We start from the raw sequence: 15,584 nt of genomic DNA, 5'->3' as shown, positions 1-15,584 counted from the left end.
ACCCAGGTTAGCGGGCCACCGCCGCCTCGATGTCGGCGATGCTCAGGCTCCGCAGCTCCTCGAGCGTCGGCACCCGGCCGAGCAGCCGCAACCGCTGGGACTGCGACTTCCGCACGCCCTCGAACAACCGGCGCGCGTCGCGGGCGTTGCCGAAGTTCTCGTCGCCGGAGATCCGCGCGAAATGGTCCACGAGCACCGGTTCCGCGGCCGCGTCGAGTTCGTAGTCCTGGCCGGAGACCATCCGGCCGATGATGCCGAGCAGTTCGCCGGGGGTGTAGTTCTCGAACTCGATCGTCTTGCCGAACCGCGACGCGAGCCCGGGGTTGGCGGACAGGAACCCGGCCATCTCCTTGGTGTACCCGGCCGCGATCACGGCCACCTCGTCCCGGTGGTCCTCCATCATCTTGACCAGGGTGTCGATCGCCTCCTGCCCGAAATCGCCGCCCGCCGAACCCGCCCGCGACAGCGTGTAGGCCTCGTCGATGAACAGCACCCCGCCCTTGGCCTCCTCGAAGATCAGCGCCGTCTTCTCCGCGGTGTGGCCGATGTACTGGCCCACCAGATCGCGTCGCGACACCTCCCGGAACTGGCCGTGCGGCAGCACCCCCAGTGCTTGCAGCAGCCGCCCGTACAGCCGGGCCACGGTCGTTTTCCCGGTGCCGGGCGCGCCGGCGAAGATCAGGTGGTGGCTCGCGCCGCCGACCGGCAGGCCCGCGTTCCGCCGCCATTCGTTGACCTTCAGTTCGTCCACCAGCGAGCGCACTTCGGCCTTGACGCGAGGGAGGCCGACCATCGTGTCGAGTTCGGTCAGCAGTTCGTCCGGCGCCCCGCCCCCGGATCCGGCCGGTCCGGTGGCCTCGACTACGACCGGGTTCGCGCCGCTGTCGACGGAAATGCCCGGCTCCGCGGTGTTTTCCGCCCGGCACTCTTCGATGCTGCCGCCGCAGCCCGCCGCGAACGCGATGCCGACGCCGCGCGAGTCCCGGACGGTGCACTGCCGCAGCACCGGCGCGCTGTGCTGGGCCACGGCGATCCCGTCCGAGCCGGTCCGCGAAATGACGCAGTTTTCCAACACCGGGCGGCTGTATTGGTAGACATACACCCCGCGCAGTCCGCAATCGGTCACGGTGCAGCCGCGCAACACGGGCGCGGCCCCCATGCCGATGACGACGCCGTCGCCGGTCACCTCCTCGATGACGGTGTCCACCAGCCGTCCCGGGCTGCCTTCGATCACCACGCCCTGCTCGACAGCTTTCAGCGAGCAGCCCGTCAGCTCGAACGCCGCCATGCCCTCGATCCGCACCGCGGGCCCGCGCCCGCCGGTGATCAGGCAGCGGCGCACGACCAGCTCGACGTTTTCCGCGGACAGCGCGGCCGACTCGCCGCCGTGCAGCTCGATCCCTTGCAGCGTCAGGGATCCGCCGACCGCGTGCAGCACCGGATGATCCGCTCCGGCGCCGTCCACGATCACCTGCGCCCCTGCCTCCGCCGTCAGCGTCACGTGCAGGCCGGACAGGGCGAGCACTTCGCGGTACCGGCCCTCGGCGACCGTGATCTCGGCGTGGTCCGGAGCGACGGAGAGCGCGTCGCCGATCGTCGGGTACGCGCCGGGCCGGTCGGCGACCAGGAGGCGTCGTGCGTTCGGGGTCGTCATCAGCCCGCCTCGGCCATCAGCCAGCCCCGGCCGGCGGCCTTCGCCCCCGCCTGGAACCGGCTGCGCGCGCCGAGCCGGTTCATGATGTCGGCGACCATCCGCCGGACCGTGCGCACCGAGATGTCCAGCCGGGCCGCGGCGGATTCGTCGGTGCTGCCGGAACACAGCAGCGTCAGCAGATCGCGCTCCCGGCGGGTGAGCCCCGCGGTGCCCTCGCGGTCGTCGAGACCGGTCGGGATCAGCGGCACGGCCTCGGGCCAGATCCGGTCGAACAACCCGGCCGTCGCGGCGACGACGCCGGGCAGCCGGAACACCGCCGCCGAGGAACTCCCGGCCCGGTCGTCCGGCAGCACCGCGGCCGAACGGTCGACGACCACCGCGTCCATCGGCACGTCGGCCACGGTCCGCACGTCCGCGCCGGCGAGCGCGAGGCCGCCGAGCGCACCGGACAGCCGGACCGAATCGGGGCACAGCACGCGGTAGCGGACGCCGGGCCGCAGCGTGGCCTGGCCCAGCCGGCGCACCGCGTCCGCCGGTCCCGGCCCGGCGGTGGCGCACATGATCAGCACCTCGCTCGCGGCGGACGCCAGCAGCCCGTCGATCCCGGCCGGACGCGGCGCGGATCCGCCGCCCGCGACCAGGCTGAGCTTCGCGCCCGGGCCAGGCTGCCGTTCCCGCAGCACCTTCCGCTGCGCGGCAACGAGTTCCGGCCCCGGTTCCCAGCCGAGCTCGCGGGCCAGCAGCTTCCGCGCGTGCTCGAACGCGGCGAGCGCCTCGGCCGGACGCCCGGCTTGCTGCAGCGCCAGCACGAGCCGCGCCCAGCTGCTTTCGCGCAGCGGGTCGTGGTCGGCGACCTCGCGCAGCAGCGTGATCGCGTCCGTCGCGCGGTCCGACGCGAGGTACGCCTCGGCGAGCAGGGAGCGAAGCTCGGCGCGCCGTTCCTCCCACTTCGCCGCGGCCGCCCGCGCACCGTCGAACTCGAGCCCCTCGAACGGCTCGCCCTGCCAGTGCTCCAAGGCGGCGGACAGCCGCTCGGCCGCGGTGTCGTACTTCGCGTCGGCCAGCGCCGCGCGGCCGGATTCGGCCAGCGTTTCGACCAGCTCGGTGTCCAGTTCGCCCGGCAGCACCTTGATCCGGTAGCCGCCCGGACGGCTTTCCAGCCGCTCCCCCACGCTTTGGCGCAGCTGCCACACGTAGCTGCGCAGGTTGCGCAGCGCGGAGGCGGGCGCGGCCTGTTCATGCCAGATTCCGCCGATCAGCTGATCGACTCGGACCCAGGCGTTAGCGTGCAGGAGCAACAACGCCAGGAGCGCGCCCGGTTTCGTCGCCCTCAGCTCGATGCGGGTGCCGCTCGACGGGCGCGCCTCGAGCGGACCGAGTAGTTGAAACTGCATGCGCTAACTTTCCATCGGGACACCTGAGGTTTGGATGACAACGGTGATGGTCGTCGAGGACGACGAGAACATGCGGGTCGCGGTCGCCGCGCAGCTGAGCGCGGCCGGGCTCGGCGTGCACGTCTGCGGTGACCTCGCCGAAGCCGGAAGAGCGCTCGGCTCGCACCCCTACGACTGCGCGGTGTTCGACCGGATGCTGCCCGACGGCGATTCCCTCGGCTACGTCGACGCACTGCGCCGCCAGGGCTGGCACACGCCCGTGCTGTTCCTCACCGCACGCGATTCGCCCGCCGACCGCGTCGCCGGGTTCGAACACGGCGCGGACGACTACCTGGTCAAGCCGTTCGCGATGGCCGAGCTGACCCAGCGGGTGCTGAACCTGTGCCGGCGCAGCGGCTCCGACCGGCCCTCGGTGCTCCGCCACGACGACCTCGTGATGGACTGCGCGCGGCGCGAAGTCCGCAGGGCCGACGTGCTGCTCACCCTGTCCAACAAGGAGTTCGCCGTGCTGGAGTACCTGCTCGTCCGGTCCGGGCAGGCGGTGAGCCGGGCCGAACTGCTCGAACACTGCTGGGCCGCGGCTCCCGAGGAAATGGGAGACAAGTCCAATCCGGTCGACGCGGTGGTGAAGCGGCTGCGGCGCAAGCTGCGGGAACCGGAACTGATCCACGCCGTGCGCGGTCTCGGCTACCGGTTCGGCGCTCAGTGAACGGCTCCGCCGCCGACCGGCTGCGCCGGCTGCGCTGGGTCTTGACCGCACTGTTCACCACGATGAACGCGATCGGGCTGATCGTGCTCGCCTGGATCGTGGTCAACGAGGACGCCGACCGCGGGACCGCCGCGGTCACCGCGAGCCTCGACCGCGTCACGTCGTCGGTCAGCAGGCTCGTCGGCTACGACGGCGGCGTGGTCAGCTTCGCGCTCGTCAACAGCGACCTGCTGAACGCCGACTGCCCCCAGTTCGCGATCCTGCCCGGCGGCGCGCAGACCTTCCGGCCGCATCTGTCCGGCCGCTCCTGCGTGCCGATGGACACCGGCGTGCTCAACGGCCTCGCCGCGGACGCGATCCACACCGGCGGCCTGGTCGAGGGCCGCCAGCAAAGCACCGACGGCCGGTCGGTGCTGGTGCGCGCGCAGCCGCTGCTGAACCCGTCCGGGAAGTACCTCGGGGCGGTCGTCGCGGTCGCCGACCTGAGCGACACCCAGTCCGCGCACACGCGGTTCGTGCTGCTGGTGGTCGGCGGCTGCGTCTTGCTGATCGCCGTGCTGGGCTTCGCCGGGCACCTGCTGTCCGGCCGGTCGATCCGGCCCGCGGCGGCGGCGTTGCAGGAACAGGAAGTGCTGCTCGCCGAGACCGCGCACGACCTGCGCAGCCCGGTCGCCGCCCTGCGCGCGCTGGCCGAAACCGCCCAGGCGAACCCGGATCAGCGGGCCGCGCTGCTGCCGAGGACCGTGCAACTGGCGTCGGACATGGGCAGCATCATCGACAGCCTGCTGGTCCGCGCCCGGCTCGCGGCCGGTGTCGAACAGCTGAACCTGCAACCGGTGTGGCTCGATCAGCTGGTCACCGACATCGCCGAGAGCGCGCACACCGGAGGCGCGCAGGTCACCGTGACCGCGGCCCCGACGAAGGTGAACGCCGACCCGACGCTGATCCGCCGCGCGGTCGGAAACCTGCTGGACAACGCCGTCCGCTACGGCAGGCAGCCGGGGGCCGAAGCGATCGTGCACATCACCGTTTACGGCGGGACGGTCACGGTGGCCGACCACGGGCCTGGCATCGACCCGTCGACGGCCGCGGACGCCTTCGACCGGTTCAGCAGCACTGGCGGGTCGTCGGGGCTGGGGCTGTCGATTGTGCGGTGGGTAGCGCAGGCGCATGGCGGCGTGTTGTCGGTGTACAACGCGGATGAGGGCGGAGCGATCTTCGAGCTGCGCTTTCCGCAGGCGGCGTGACGGCCGGAACGAAAGCTCCGGCCGCCGCGCCTCAGCGCTAATCCGTGGTATTGATCAGCTCCACGGTGCCGCTCCCTGACTCACCGAACCGGTTGGGCCGCGCCACGAATCCGTCCTGCGCGCCGTTGGACCGGCCGCGAAGCGCGACGGTTACTCCGTCGTTCGCGGTGGAACGGCGGCGTCCGTTGGCTGAGTGGCCATCCGTGTTCTCCGCGCTGCCGGGCCGCAGAGTCCCGGCGGCTCCGGCGCTCATGCCGTGCGGCGTCATCGGCGGCATCATGCCGCCCGCACCGCCCCGGGCCGAACCGGTCGCCGTCCCCTCGGGTTCAACGCTGCTTCGTTTCGCCGCTGTCGAACGCATCGCGGGCATTGCGCCCAGCCCAGCGCCGGCGGCACCGAGCGCACCGAAGGGCAGCCCCGACGCCACCGGCGCGGAACCGGCCGGGGAAGGCATTCCGCCAATCCCGCCGATCGCGCCGCCCAGGTCGCCCGGCGAGAGCGATCCCGGACCCAGCCCGGCGAGCGCAAGTCCTTGTCCCGACGTCCAATCCTTCGGGTCCAGGCTCAGCCCGTGCCCGGTGCCGCCGAGGGCGCCCGGCAGGCTGCCGGTCAGCTTCGACAGGTCCGGCGAGCTGCCTGAGCCGCTGCCGATTCCCGCCGCCTGAGCCAGGCTTTGCACCTCGGTCAGGAAATTCACCGCCGCGTCCGCCGTCTTCACCGCGTCCGCCGAAGAAATGTTGAAGTTGGGGATCAGGTCCGCCGGGTTCGTCACGCCCGCCGCCCCGCACACGGCCAGCATCGCGCCGTCGTACTGCGCGCCGAGCTCGTTCATCACCGTCGCCGAGCTTTGCCAGGCCTGCAAAGCCAATTCCCAGGTGAGCGGGTTCATCCGGGTCGCCGCGTATTCGGCGTAGAAGCCTTCGACCAGGCCTTGCGTCACCGGCAGGGTGTCCGCGAGCGCGTTCAGGTGGGTCGAGACCTGCGACGCGCCGATGCGATCGCCCCACGTCGTCAGGTCGGCGATCGACCTGCCGACCTTGGCCTCGAAGGAATCCGCGGCCTTGTCCTGCCAGCCGGCCAAGGTCACGGTGCCCGCGTTGCGCCGCAGTTCGGCGGCGGCGGTCTGGCTCCAGGCATGGACCTCCGACCACATCGTCGCCGCGGAGCGCAGCGTCGGGATGTGCGCCTGTTCGGCGTCGATCATCGCCTTGTGGAAATCGGGAAGCAGCACGTTGTAGGGAATCACCGGTCAACTCCTCTTCAGACGGATTCCGGGGCGGACGGATGTTCGGGCGAGGCACCGCCGGCGCCGGTGCCAGTGCCAGTGCCAGTGCCAGTACCGGTACCGGTGTCAGTGCCGGTCCCGGTGCTCGGCGTTTTCCCGGCGCCGGAGAACTGCTTCAGCACGCCGATTCCCTTGTCGGCCACCTTCATCGTGGACGTCGCCAGGTCGATGCTGTTGATCAGGTCGGTGGCCTTGTACTGCGCGGCGGCGGCCTTCACCTTCGCCGAAATGGTCGTCATGTCCTCGCTGGTGTTGCCGATGTAGGCGCCGACCACGCCAGTCGCGGCCTTGTCCAGCACGGCCATCAGGATTCCCTCGACCGTGCCCAGCGGGCTGACCGGCTCCCCCAGCCTGGCCAGTGACGCGGGCGGCGCCGGGGCCTTGGTCTGCGCGGAGAACACCGCCATCGCCTCGGGGTCCCCCTTGATGAAGGATGCGTCGGACATCTTTCCCCTCCTCAGGTTCGGTAACTGCGTTCCGGGCCGGCGCTGCCGACCTGCCACAACTCTTCGTCGAGCACCTCGGCGGGCGGCTGCTCGACCGGCGCCGGCGGCTTCTTCGGGGCCTTCGCCGGAGCGGGTTTCTTGCGCTTGCCTCCGGTTTCCCGTCCGGCCAGCACGACGCCGGTCTTGCCGTCGGTCTTGCGCGACCGCACCGCGTTGACCTGCTCCGCCGCGCCGGGCCGGATCCCGCCGGATCCGGAACCTCCCCGCCCTGCCCCGGATTGCGGCGGATACATCGGCGGCATGCCGCTGCTGCCGGTGCTCCCGGTCCCGCCCGCCGTCGCCGTCCCGGCGGGTGCCGCTCCAGCGGAAAGCCCGGCCTGCGCCGCGTTCGGCGAGACGGCCCCGCCGACCCCCGCGCCCGCCCCGGCCGGACCGCCGCCGCCACCGCCGATTCCCGCTCCCGCCCCGCCGCCGACCGAGCCGGCGAGCCCGGGCAGTCCGGAATCCGGTTGCGGGACCGAGGAAAAGTCCGCGGGCTGATACAGATCTGCGGGGTTGAAGGCGCTGCTGACCGGATTCGGCACCTGCGCGGCGTTTCCCCCGGCGCCGCCCGCGTTCTTCGCCAGGTCGAGCAGCTTGCTCGCCACGTCCGCCGCGTTCTTCGCGGTGACCAGCGGCGATTCGGGAGAACTGTCGGCGGGGTCCTTGGCGGGTTCCTTGGTGTCGGGAACGTCTTGCGGGGACGGGGTTTCCTGCGGATTCGCCGACGCGGGATCCCCGCCGCCGTTGTTCGGCGCGGCCGGACCCGGCCCCGGCTGGTCCGAGGTCGACGTCAACCCGACCTTCGGATCGCCCGACAGCTGCCTGCCGGGAGCGGCGAGCAGCTTCGACGTCACCTCCTGGTACAGCGGCGTCAGCGTGTCCAGCCGGTCTGCGACGTCGTTGCGCGCCTGGTCCACGTCCGCTTGCGACGCGTTCGACGGCAGGTTCGCGATTTTGGCGTCCGCGAACCCCCGCGCGTCGTGGATCCCGTTGATCAGCGCGGAGATCGCCGCGGTGATCTGGTCGGTGGTCGTGCTGGTCGTCAGCGGGCCGCCGGATTCGGGCCCGCCGGCCATCTCGTCGGTCCAGGACTGCGCGACCCGCGCCACTTTGAGCGCCTCGGCGTCGAAGGCGGTGCCCGCGAAGTCCTTCCAGGCGTCGCCGAGATCGAGGCGCATCCTGTCCAGATTGGCCGCTTGGTCCGCCAGCCAGGGACGAACCTGGGACCACATCGCCGACGCCGCGCTGAGCAACGGCACGTGCTGGACGCACTCCGCCACGATCATGTCGCGGAGTTCGCCGAGCTGTTTGCTGTGGTAGTCGATCATGCCGGTCGCCCTACCGCTGCTGCCCGGATGTGAGCGAAGGCAGCACCGCGGGCAGGCCGTCGCCGGTCATCTTGCCGAACGCCGTGCGGGTGTAGTCGTCGAAGGCGGCCTTCGCGAGTTCGTCCTTGGCGGCTTGGTCGGTGAAGTGGTAGTTCTGCGCCGCGTTGTGCGCGAAAGTCCCGAGCGCGTTCACCGTCTCCTTGAACTGGGTGATGAACCGGTAGAGCCGGTCGGTGGTCCCGCTGTCCGCGTCCAGCACGCTTTCGTGGCCGTTCAGCATGCTGCCGCAGCCGCCGCTGCCCCGTCCGGCCACCAGCTCGGGAACCGGGACCCGGGCCAGGTTTCCCGCGGTCTCGGCGAACCGCTCCATCGCGGCCGGGATGCCGTCCATTCTGTCCGGTGGTGCCATCGCGCTCTCCTGCTTCCGCTCGTCTGTCCACAGTGGTCTGCCGGCCGGTCAGGCCCGGGGCGGCGACCAGGCCAGCTGCACCAGCCCCTTGTTCCCGCGCCGGTCGACCAGCCAGCCGCGGCCGGGCGGCAGCACCTGCGCGCGCATTCCGCCGAGCAGCGGGCCCTCGTCCCGGTCGCCGGACATCAGCACGCCGGCCGCGCCGACCTCGCGCAGGCGGTTGAGGACCGGTTCGTACAGGCCCTTGCCCGCGCCGCCGGTGCGGCGGGCGAGCACGACGCGCAGGCCGATGTCGCCCGCTTGGGCGGCCAGCGGCAGCAACGGCATGAGCGGGTGGTTCTGGTGCGTGGCCACCATGTCGTAGTCGTCGACGAGCACGAAGATTTCCGCGCCCTGCCACCAGTTCTTCGCCCGCAACTGCTCGGGAGTGACGTCCGGGCCGGGCAGCCGCCGCGACAGCCTGGTGACCACCTCGTTCAGCAGCGAGATGCTGTGCGCGTCGTTGGTGCCGGTGCCCAGCAGGTACTCGTCGGGGATCTCGCCGAGCAGCCCGCGCCGGTGGTCGATCAGCACGATCCGCGCCTGCTCCGGCGTGTACGCGGCGCAGATGCGGCGGGCCACGGTGCGCAGGAACGAGGTCTTGCCGGACTGGGTGTCGGCCAGCACGAAGAAATGCGGATCGTTCGCGAAGTCCAGCCGCAGCGGCGACAGGTCGTGCTCGTGGACGCCGACCGCCAGCCCGGCGTCCGGTCCGGTCAGCTCGTCGGCGACGGGGAGTTCGCTGTAGTCCAGCAGGCCGGGCAGCAGCCGGACCGGCGGCGCCGCGGCTCCAGGCCACGCGTCCGCGATCGCCGTGACCACGCCGGCGATCCCGTCGGACAGATCGCCGACGCTGTGCCCGCCGTCGATGCGCGGCAGTGCGATCAGCATCTGGTGCTTGCTCGCCGACAGTCCCCGGCCGGGCCGTTCGGCGGGCACGCCCATCGCCGCGCGCCGGTCGATGATCGAATCGATCGGGTCGCTGATCTTCAGCTCGAGCCTGCTGGCGAACAGGTCGCGCACGTTCATCCGCAGGTCGAAGGAGCGGGAGCACGCGGCGACCACGTGGATTCCGTAGGCGAGACCGCGCGAGGCGATGTCGCTGACGATCTCCTCCTGCTGGTCGAAATCGTTGCGCAGGGTCAGCCATCCGTCGATCACGAGGAAGACGTCGCCGTGCGGATCGTCCGGGAACTCGCCGGCGGCCTTCCGCTTCCGGAACGTCGCGACGCTGTCGATCTTGTGCTCGGCGAACAGCCGCTCCCGCTGAGCGAGCAGCGTGGCGACCTCGGAGACCGTGCGCCGGACCGCGCCGGTGTCCAGGCGTCCGGCCACTCCGGCGAGGTGCGGCAGACCCTCCAGCGAAGCGAGCGTCCCGCCGCCGAAGTCGAGACAGTAGAACTGCGTCTCGCGCGGCGTGTGCGTGAGCGCGAGGCTGAGGATCAACGTGCGCAAGGCCGTGCTCTTGCCGCTCCGCGGGCCGCCGATGACCACGACGTGCCCGGCGGCGCCCGACAGGTCCAGGCTCAGCGGATCGCGCCGCTGCTCGTACGGCCGGTCGACGAGGCCGAGCACCGGGCGCAGCGCACCGGCGAGTTCGGTCGAGTTGGCGGTCAGCCCGCGCTCGCGGTGCGCGACCAGGTCCGGCAGCAGTTCGTCCAGGGACGGGGATTCGTCCAGCGGCGGCAGCCACACCTGGTGCGCGGGCGTCCCGCGGCCGACCAGCCGGTCTACCATGATGTCCAGCAACGACTCGCCGACCGCGGCGTCGGACTCCGGCTCGGGCTCGGCGGCGTCCCCGGCGTCGATCGCGGGCGCGTGGTAGGCGGTCGTGTATTCGTGCAGCACCAGGTCCTCCGGCGGACCGGCCGGCCCGCCGGACTGGCTGATCCGGCGGTGCACGCCGGAGACGTAGGCCGACCGGAACCGCACCATGGATTCGGTGCCCACCTTGAGGAAGCCGTTCCCCGGCGCCCGCGGCAGCTTGAACGCGTCCGGCACGCCGAGCACCGCCCTGCTCTCCATCTCGGAGAAGGTCCGCAGGCCGATCCGGTAGGACAGGTGGCCCTCCAGCCCGCGCAGGCGGCCCTCGTCCAGCCGCTGCGAGGCGAGCAGCAGGTGCACGCCGAGCGACCGGCCCAGCCGTCCGATCTGGACGAACATGTCGATGAAATCCGGCTTGGCGGAAAGGAGTTCGGAGAATTCGTCGCAGATGACCAGCAGCGTGGGCACCTCCGGCAGCGGGGCTCCGGCTTGCCGGGCCTTCTCGTAGTCGCGCAGCGAGGAGAAGTTCCCGGCCGCGCGCAGCAGCTCCTGGCGGCGGATCAGCTCGCCGTTGATCGCGTCGGTCATCCGGTCGACCAGGTGCAGTTCCTCGGCGAGGTTGGTGATCACCGCGCTGGTGTGCGGCAGTTTGTCGAGCCGGGTGAAGGTCGCGCCGCCCTTGAAGTCGATCAGCGCGAAGTTCAGCGAGCTCGGCGGATGCGTGATCGCCAGCGCCAGCACGAGCGTCCGCAGCAGTTCGGACTTGCCGGAGCCGGTGGCCCCGATCAGGAGGCCGTGCGGGCCCATGCCCTCCTGCGCGGACTCCTTCAGGTCGAGGTCGATCGGGGCGCCGTCCTCCTGGATGCCGAACCGGATCCGCAGCCGGTCGCGGTTCGGCCGCGGCGTCCAGGTGTCCTCCGGCGACAGGTCGTACGGATCGCCCAGTCCCAGCAGGTCGGCGAGGCCGAGTTCGGAACTCATCGGCGCGTCGCGGATCCCCGAGCTGAGCCGCAGCGGCGCGAGCTGCCTCGCCAGCCCCTCGGCCGCGGCGCCGTCGAGGAAATCCGCCTCGCCGAGCTGCGCTTCGCCCTCGGCTGTCCGGCTGGAAAGCGCGCCGTCGGCCCCGACCGACAGCAGCACGGAAGTCCGGGCGGGCACCCGCGGCGGCGGAGTCGACAGGTCGAACACCGTGACGCCCTCCACGCCGCCGCCGGTCATCAGGTGGTCCGAACCGGCGACCTCGCCGCCGTCCAGCACCACGACCAGGTACGGCCCGGGGACGCTGACCTGCTGGTCGGGATCGAACCGCGGGCGGGCGCCCAGTTCCTCCTCCAGCATCGCTTCCAGCGCCGACACCGCCGGAACCACCAGCCGCAGCGGGCCGAGGGCGTCCGAACGCGCCGGGTGCAGCGAATGCGGGAGCCACTTCAGCCATTCCCAGTCGGCGCGACGGTCTTCGCTCACGCACACCGCGATGCGCAGATCGTCGGGCGACTGCAGCGCGGCGAGCTGTGCCAGCACGGCACGCAGCATGCCGAGCGCCGCGGTGCGGTCGCCGCGCACGTGGATCCGGCTGAAGCCGTTGACCGCGATCGCCAGCGGCAGCCCGTCGACCGTGCGGTGGGTGGCGAGGAACTTCCGCAACGCCAACGCCGACAGCGGCTCAAGCTCTTCGAGCGGCAACGTGTCCGGCGCGACGAGCGCGAGCGCCGGCCCCTGCGGACCGCGCCCGATCCGGGCCACGGCGAAATCCTCGTCGTCCTTGCGGCGCTCCCACAGCCGATAGCTGGCCGCGAGCGACCACAGCGCCGCCGGCTCCGGGTGGAGGTAATCCATGGCCGTGCGCTGCCGGCGCACCGCCCGGCGCAGCCGCACCCGGTGCTGCGCCAGGTGCCGCAGGTACTTTCGGCGGGCCTGTCCCATCTCTCGCTTGCTCGGGCCGCCGCCCTGCAGCAGCCCGGTGAGGATCATCCCCAGCATCCCGACGCCCATCAGCCCGTAGACCACGAACCGGATGGAGCCGCCGAGATTGCCGGAGTAGAGCAGCAGCGTCGAGGCCATCATGGCGAGCATCGGCAGCACCGTGAACACCTGCGCCCACTGCCGTCCCGGCGGGGCCGGGATCGCCGGGGGCGGTTGCAGCATCAGCTCGCCGGCCGGCATCTCCGGGGCCGGTTTCCGCGCGGGCCGCTTGACCAGGACTGTCGCCATGGCACCGATCTTGCGCGCCCGCCGGGCGTTGCGGGCGGCCGTGGCAGGAACGTGCCGCGTGGCGGGCATTCCCCGCCGGAGGAACTAGCTTCGGAAAAGTGGGGAGGCGGCCGGGAAATCCGGGGCGCGTTCCCGTGACCGCGAATGGAGGGTCTTGTGACAGGGTTCAATTTCATGAACGGCGATCCCACGCAGATGCGCGGGATCGCCGACAACTGGCGTGGCCTCTACGAGGAGGTCGCGAACCGCAACACCAGCCTGAACACCGGGAACACCGGACTGGAAGGCGTCTGGAAGGGCGCGGGCGGGCGGATGTTCCAGGGCATCGAGCCGGACCGGTTCTCCCAGAACCAGCGGCTGACGACGAGCGGCCACGGACTGGCCGACACCCTGACGACGTCGGCGAACAAGTATTTCGAGAACGACGCGGAAAACGGCCGGGCGCTCAGCATGACCGGCGATTTCCAGGTCGACACCGGTTCGTTCGGTTCCGCTTTCGGCGCCGTCTGAGCCACCGCACCGGAGAAGGGAGACCGCAGTGACCGACCAGATCCTGATGTATTTCGACCAGGTCCAGAGCCAGGCCCAGGAGATCTTCAAGACCGCGGGCCAGGACTCGACGTCGTTCGGCGACGTGTACCAGCGCGCGAAGGACGCGTTCTCGAGCGTCCTGACCGACGGCAACGGGCACGAGATGGACGCGGCGATGGGCCAGAAGTTCAAGCTGGACAACGAATACAACGACCGGGCCCACGCGATGGGCCGCGCCACCTCGAACTCGGTGGACCGGTCGCAGCATTGCGTGCAGAGCTGCGCCGCTACGTGGCAGGTGTGATCCTGGCACGGTGAAGCGCGCCCCGTTCTCGGACGGGGCGCGCTTTCTTGTGTCCGCTTAGGACTGTCCGAGCAGGGAAACCTGATCCGGCAGCTCCTCCGCCACCGGCTCAGCGGGCAAAGCCGCGGCACGACTCGCACGCCACCCCCGACGACGGCCTCGCCGCAGGACGACCACAATCAGCACCACCAGCAGCAAAACACCAGCACCGCCGAAAGCGAGCCAGGACGCGGTCGAGGCGCTGCTGCGCAGCCACGCGGCGTGCGCGGCCGCGGCCCGGTCCTCCGGAGCCGGGTGATACGCCGGAATCCCCGCCGACGGCGCGAGGTTCATCCCGTCCGTGACCGCGCGGTACGGATTGACCAAACCGGCCCCGTAAGCGTCGCTCGCCTGCCCGCCCCGTGCCGGGCTGGCGGTCGCTTCCAGCCGCCGGATCACCTCAGGCGCGGACAGGTTCGGCCAAGCCGCACGAACCAAAGCCGCGGTACCGGCGACGAACGGAGTGGCGAAGCTGGTTCCGTCGTCATAAGCATGACCATCCACGCGGGTCGCCGCGAGCACCTTCGCGCCCGGCGCGACCAGCCCGACGTACGGCCCGATCTGCGAACTGGACGCCCGCGCGCCGTCGATGTCCACCGCTCCTACGCCGAGCACGCCGGGGTAAGCCGCAGGATATGAGGGAAGTTTCGTCGACGCGTCCTGCTGTGCGTTGCCCGCCGCGGCGATCACCACGACGTCGCTGGCCACCGCGTAGGCGACCGCTTCACGGATCGCCGGGAAGTCGGCGGTCCCGGACATCGACAGGTTCAGCACACGAGCGCCTTGCCCGACCGCGTAGACGATGCCGTTCGCGACGGTCTGCGGGTTGATCCGCTGGATCTGGCCCTGGTCGGTGAGGTCCTGGTCGCTGACCCGGACCGGCAGCACGGCGGCGTCCGGCGCGACGCCGCGGAAACCGACGCCGGGCAACGGATCCGCCGCCACGATGCTCGCCACCGCGGTGCCGTGCGAATCGCAGTCGAAGGAGCCGGGAAGGTCCTGGCCCGCCACGAAATCCCGGCCTGGCAACACCTTTCCGGGACGCCGCAGCTGCGGGTGATCGGCGTCCACTCCGGAATCCACCACCGCCACCACGACACCGCCGCCGCGCGTGTACCGCCACGCCGATTCGGGGGCGAGCATCTGCTGCGCCCAGGGCTGAGCGGTGATCTCCGGGTGCGCGGGTTGGGCGTTGGTACAGGCTCCCGCAGGCGGTGCGGCCCGGGCCGTGCCGCCGCCGAGGACGAATGGGAGCGACGCCACCGTCAGCACGGTGGCGACAGAAGCCTTACGGTGTCGGGTCACCCTCGCGATACTGCGGCACTCCGCGCCCGTTCCCGGCCCCGTGGCCGCTACCGGTCACCGTCCGCCACAGCCGCCGGCGCGGCCCCAGACTGGCGTCCGGAAGCGAGGAGGGCAGGCATGGACACGCCACCGCACCTGAACATGTACGAGGAATACCGGCAGCTGGCCGTCGACATCCGGGCCGCACAGTCGCAAATGGCCGAAGTCCGCGCCGAAGCGTCTTCCGACGACGATCTCATCGCCGCGGTCGTCGGCAGTTCCGGCGAACTCGTGGAACTGCGCCTGGACTCCCGGATCTACCGCGCGCCGGATTCGGACCGGCTGGCCGCCGACATCACCGCTGTCGTGCATCAGGCCGCGGAACTCGCCCGGCAGGAGACCTTCTCGATCCTGTCCGGATTCCTGCCGCCCGACGCCACTCCGGAAACCGCTGACCTGCGCGCCGACCCGATGCTGCACGAACTCGACCGGCAGGTCGCCGGGGAGCGCCGCTGATGGCCCCGCCGGAAAAACCCGCCCCCGGCGAGCACCTCGTCGACCGCACCGACCCCGGCGGGTACGCCGGGATGTACCCCGACGCGACCGAGCAGGTGTTCCGCGCGCTGGCGCACCTGCAGCAGACCTACCACGACACGCTGGGCGGCGTCCGGAAAGACTTGCAGCAGGAGTACCACGTCGGCAACGGGGCGAGCGGCAAGGCGTTCATGGAAACCTATCGCGACTGGGCGATCAGCCTCGATAGGAACGCGCAGCTGGCCTCGATCGGCCTCGCGCAGCTGACCGGCCAGGCCGTCGGGCAGATCGCCGAATACCGCACCGCGGACGCGAAGAACGCCGCCGGGCTGCGTTCCTCCCAGACCGGGCAGTAGGCGGGAAG

Annotated in this window: 14 protein-coding genes; 6 read left to right on the top strand and 8 right to left on the bottom strand. The window is 71.3% G+C overall.

What is annotated here, in order from left to right; genetic code table 11:
* Positions 1-7 precede the first annotated feature (7 nt).
* A complete protein-coding gene (locus ACFXI3_RS02030) occupies positions 8-1,654 on the bottom strand; it encodes a right-handed parallel beta-helix repeat-containing protein (RefSeq protein ID WP_378397474.1) in 1,647 nt (548 codons plus the stop codon).
* A complete protein-coding gene (locus ACFXI3_RS02025; protein ID WP_378397473.1) occupies positions 1,654-3,048 on the bottom strand; it encodes a BTAD domain-containing putative transcriptional regulator in 1,395 nt (464 codons plus the stop codon). The genes ACFXI3_RS02030 and ACFXI3_RS02025 overlap by 1 nt, the downstream gene beginning before the upstream one ends.
* Positions 3,049-3,082: 34 nt before the next feature.
* On the opposite strand from ACFXI3_RS02025, the gene ACFXI3_RS02020 reads away from it, so the two are divergent.
* Together ACFXI3_RS02020 and ACFXI3_RS02015 are read left to right on the top strand one after the other, a co-directional pair.
* A complete protein-coding gene (locus ACFXI3_RS02020; protein WP_344276185.1) occupies positions 3,083-3,757 on the top strand; it encodes a response regulator transcription factor in 675 nt (224 codons plus the stop codon).
* Positions 3,754-5,004: a sensor histidine kinase gene (locus ACFXI3_RS02015; protein ID WP_378397472.1), complete on the top strand. Its 1,251-nt coding sequence runs from the start codon at positions 3,754-3,756 to the stop codon at positions 5,002-5,004. The genes ACFXI3_RS02020 and ACFXI3_RS02015 overlap by 4 nt, the downstream gene beginning before the upstream one ends.
* Before the next feature lie 37 nt (positions 5,005-5,041).
* Here the strand turns inward: ACFXI3_RS02015 and ACFXI3_RS02010 are convergent, their stop codons facing one another.
* From ACFXI3_RS02010 to eccCa, 5 genes are read right to left on the bottom strand one after another with little or no spacing between them, the layout of a single operon-like run.
* Positions 5,042-6,250 (bottom strand): hypothetical protein, encoded by a 1,209-nt coding sequence (locus ACFXI3_RS02010; RefSeq protein WP_378397471.1) that lies wholly within the window; start codon positions 6,248-6,250, stop codon positions 5,042-5,044.
* A 14-nt stretch (positions 6,251-6,264) separates the two neighbouring features.
* Complete coding sequence (locus ACFXI3_RS02005; protein ID WP_378397470.1) at positions 6,265-6,735, bottom strand: hypothetical protein; 471 nt, start codon at positions 6,733-6,735, stop codon at positions 6,265-6,267.
* Between the two features lie 11 nt (positions 6,736-6,746).
* Complete coding sequence (locus ACFXI3_RS02000) at positions 6,747-8,105, bottom strand: hypothetical protein (protein ID WP_378397468.1); 1,359 nt, start codon at positions 8,103-8,105, stop codon at positions 6,747-6,749.
* A gap of 10 nt (positions 8,106-8,115) precedes the next feature.
* A complete protein-coding gene (locus ACFXI3_RS01995) occupies positions 8,116-8,514 on the bottom strand; it encodes a hypothetical protein (protein WP_344276201.1) in 399 nt (132 codons plus the stop codon).
* Between the two features lie 48 nt (positions 8,515-8,562).
* Complete coding sequence (eccCa, locus tag ACFXI3_RS01990; protein ID WP_378397467.1) at positions 8,563-12,528, bottom strand: type VII secretion protein EccCa; 3,966 nt, start codon at positions 12,526-12,528, stop codon at positions 8,563-8,565.
* Positions 12,529-12,702: 174 nt separating this feature from the next.
* Here eccCa and ACFXI3_RS01985 point away from each other — a divergent pair, with 174 nt between their 5' ends.
* Complete coding sequence (locus ACFXI3_RS01985; RefSeq protein WP_344276208.1) at positions 12,703-13,038, top strand: type VII secretion target; 336 nt, start codon at positions 12,703-12,705, stop codon at positions 13,036-13,038.
* Between the two features lie 28 nt (positions 13,039-13,066).
* Positions 13,067-13,363, top strand: a complete 297-nt coding sequence (locus tag ACFXI3_RS01980) for a hypothetical protein (RefSeq protein ID WP_344276211.1) — start codon at positions 13,067-13,069, stop codon at positions 13,361-13,363.
* Between the two features lie 57 nt (positions 13,364-13,420).
* On the opposite strand, the gene mycP is transcribed toward ACFXI3_RS01980, so the two are convergent.
* Complete coding sequence (gene mycP, locus ACFXI3_RS01975; RefSeq protein WP_378397466.1) at positions 13,421-14,707, bottom strand: type VII secretion-associated serine protease mycosin; 1,287 nt, start codon at positions 14,705-14,707, stop codon at positions 13,421-13,423.
* 117 nt (positions 14,708-14,824) lie between these two features.
* On the opposite strand from mycP, the gene ACFXI3_RS01970 reads away from it, so the two are divergent.
* Both ACFXI3_RS01970 and ACFXI3_RS01965 read left to right on the top strand, forming a co-directional pair.
* Complete coding sequence (locus ACFXI3_RS01970; protein WP_378397464.1) at positions 14,825-15,202, top strand: YbaB/EbfC family nucleoid-associated protein; 378 nt, start codon at positions 14,825-14,827, stop codon at positions 15,200-15,202.
* Positions 15,202-15,576 (top strand): hypothetical protein, encoded by a 375-nt coding sequence (locus ACFXI3_RS01965; protein ID WP_378397462.1) that lies wholly within the window; start codon positions 15,202-15,204, stop codon positions 15,574-15,576. Before ACFXI3_RS01970 ends, ACFXI3_RS01965 begins: the two co-directional genes overlap by 1 nt.
* The last annotated feature ends 8 nt before the right edge of the window (positions 15,577-15,584 follow it).

The sequence above is a fragment of the Amycolatopsis sp. NPDC059235 genome, from assembly GCF_042754125.1.
In the GTDB taxonomy this organism is placed as follows: domain Bacteria; phylum Actinomycetota; class Actinomycetes; order Mycobacteriales; family Pseudonocardiaceae; genus Amycolatopsis; species Amycolatopsis albidoflava.
This window is presented reverse-complemented; position numbering and strand designations above follow the sequence as displayed.

Bases quoted from the DNA above. Each gene is read 5' to 3' on its own strand.
- ACFXI3_RS01995 (WP_344276201.1), bottom strand. From the start codon at position 8,514: ATGGCACCACCGGACAGAATGGACGGCATCCCGGCCGCGATGGAGCGG.
- ACFXI3_RS01985 (WP_344276208.1), top strand. From the start codon at position 12,703: ATGAACGGCGATCCCACGCAGATGCGCGGGATCGCCGACAACTGGCGT.
- ACFXI3_RS02005 (WP_378397470.1), bottom strand. From the start codon at position 6,735: ATGTCCGACGCATCCTTCATCAAGGGGGACCCCGAGGCGATGGCGGTG.
- ACFXI3_RS02020 (WP_344276185.1), top strand. From the start codon at position 3,083: ATGACAACGGTGATGGTCGTCGAGGACGACGAGAACATGCGGGTCGCG.
- ACFXI3_RS01965 (WP_378397462.1), top strand. From the start codon at position 15,202: ATGGCCCCGCCGGAAAAACCCGCCCCCGGCGAGCACCTCGTCGACCGC.
- ACFXI3_RS02025 (WP_378397473.1), bottom strand. From the start codon at position 3,048: ATGCAGTTTCAACTACTCGGTCCGCTCGAGGCGCGCCCGTCGAGCGGC.
- ACFXI3_RS01970 (WP_378397464.1), top strand. From the start codon at position 14,825: ATGGACACGCCACCGCACCTGAACATGTACGAGGAATACCGGCAGCTG.
- ACFXI3_RS02030 (WP_378397474.1), bottom strand. From the start codon at position 1,654: ATGACGACCCCGAACGCACGACGCCTCCTGGTCGCCGACCGGCCCGGC.
- ACFXI3_RS02000 (WP_378397468.1), bottom strand. From the start codon at position 8,105: ATGATCGACTACCACAGCAAACAGCTCGGCGAACTCCGCGACATGATC.
- eccCa (WP_378397467.1), bottom strand. From the start codon at position 12,528: ATGGCGACAGTCCTGGTCAAGCGGCCCGCGCGGAAACCGGCCCCGGAG.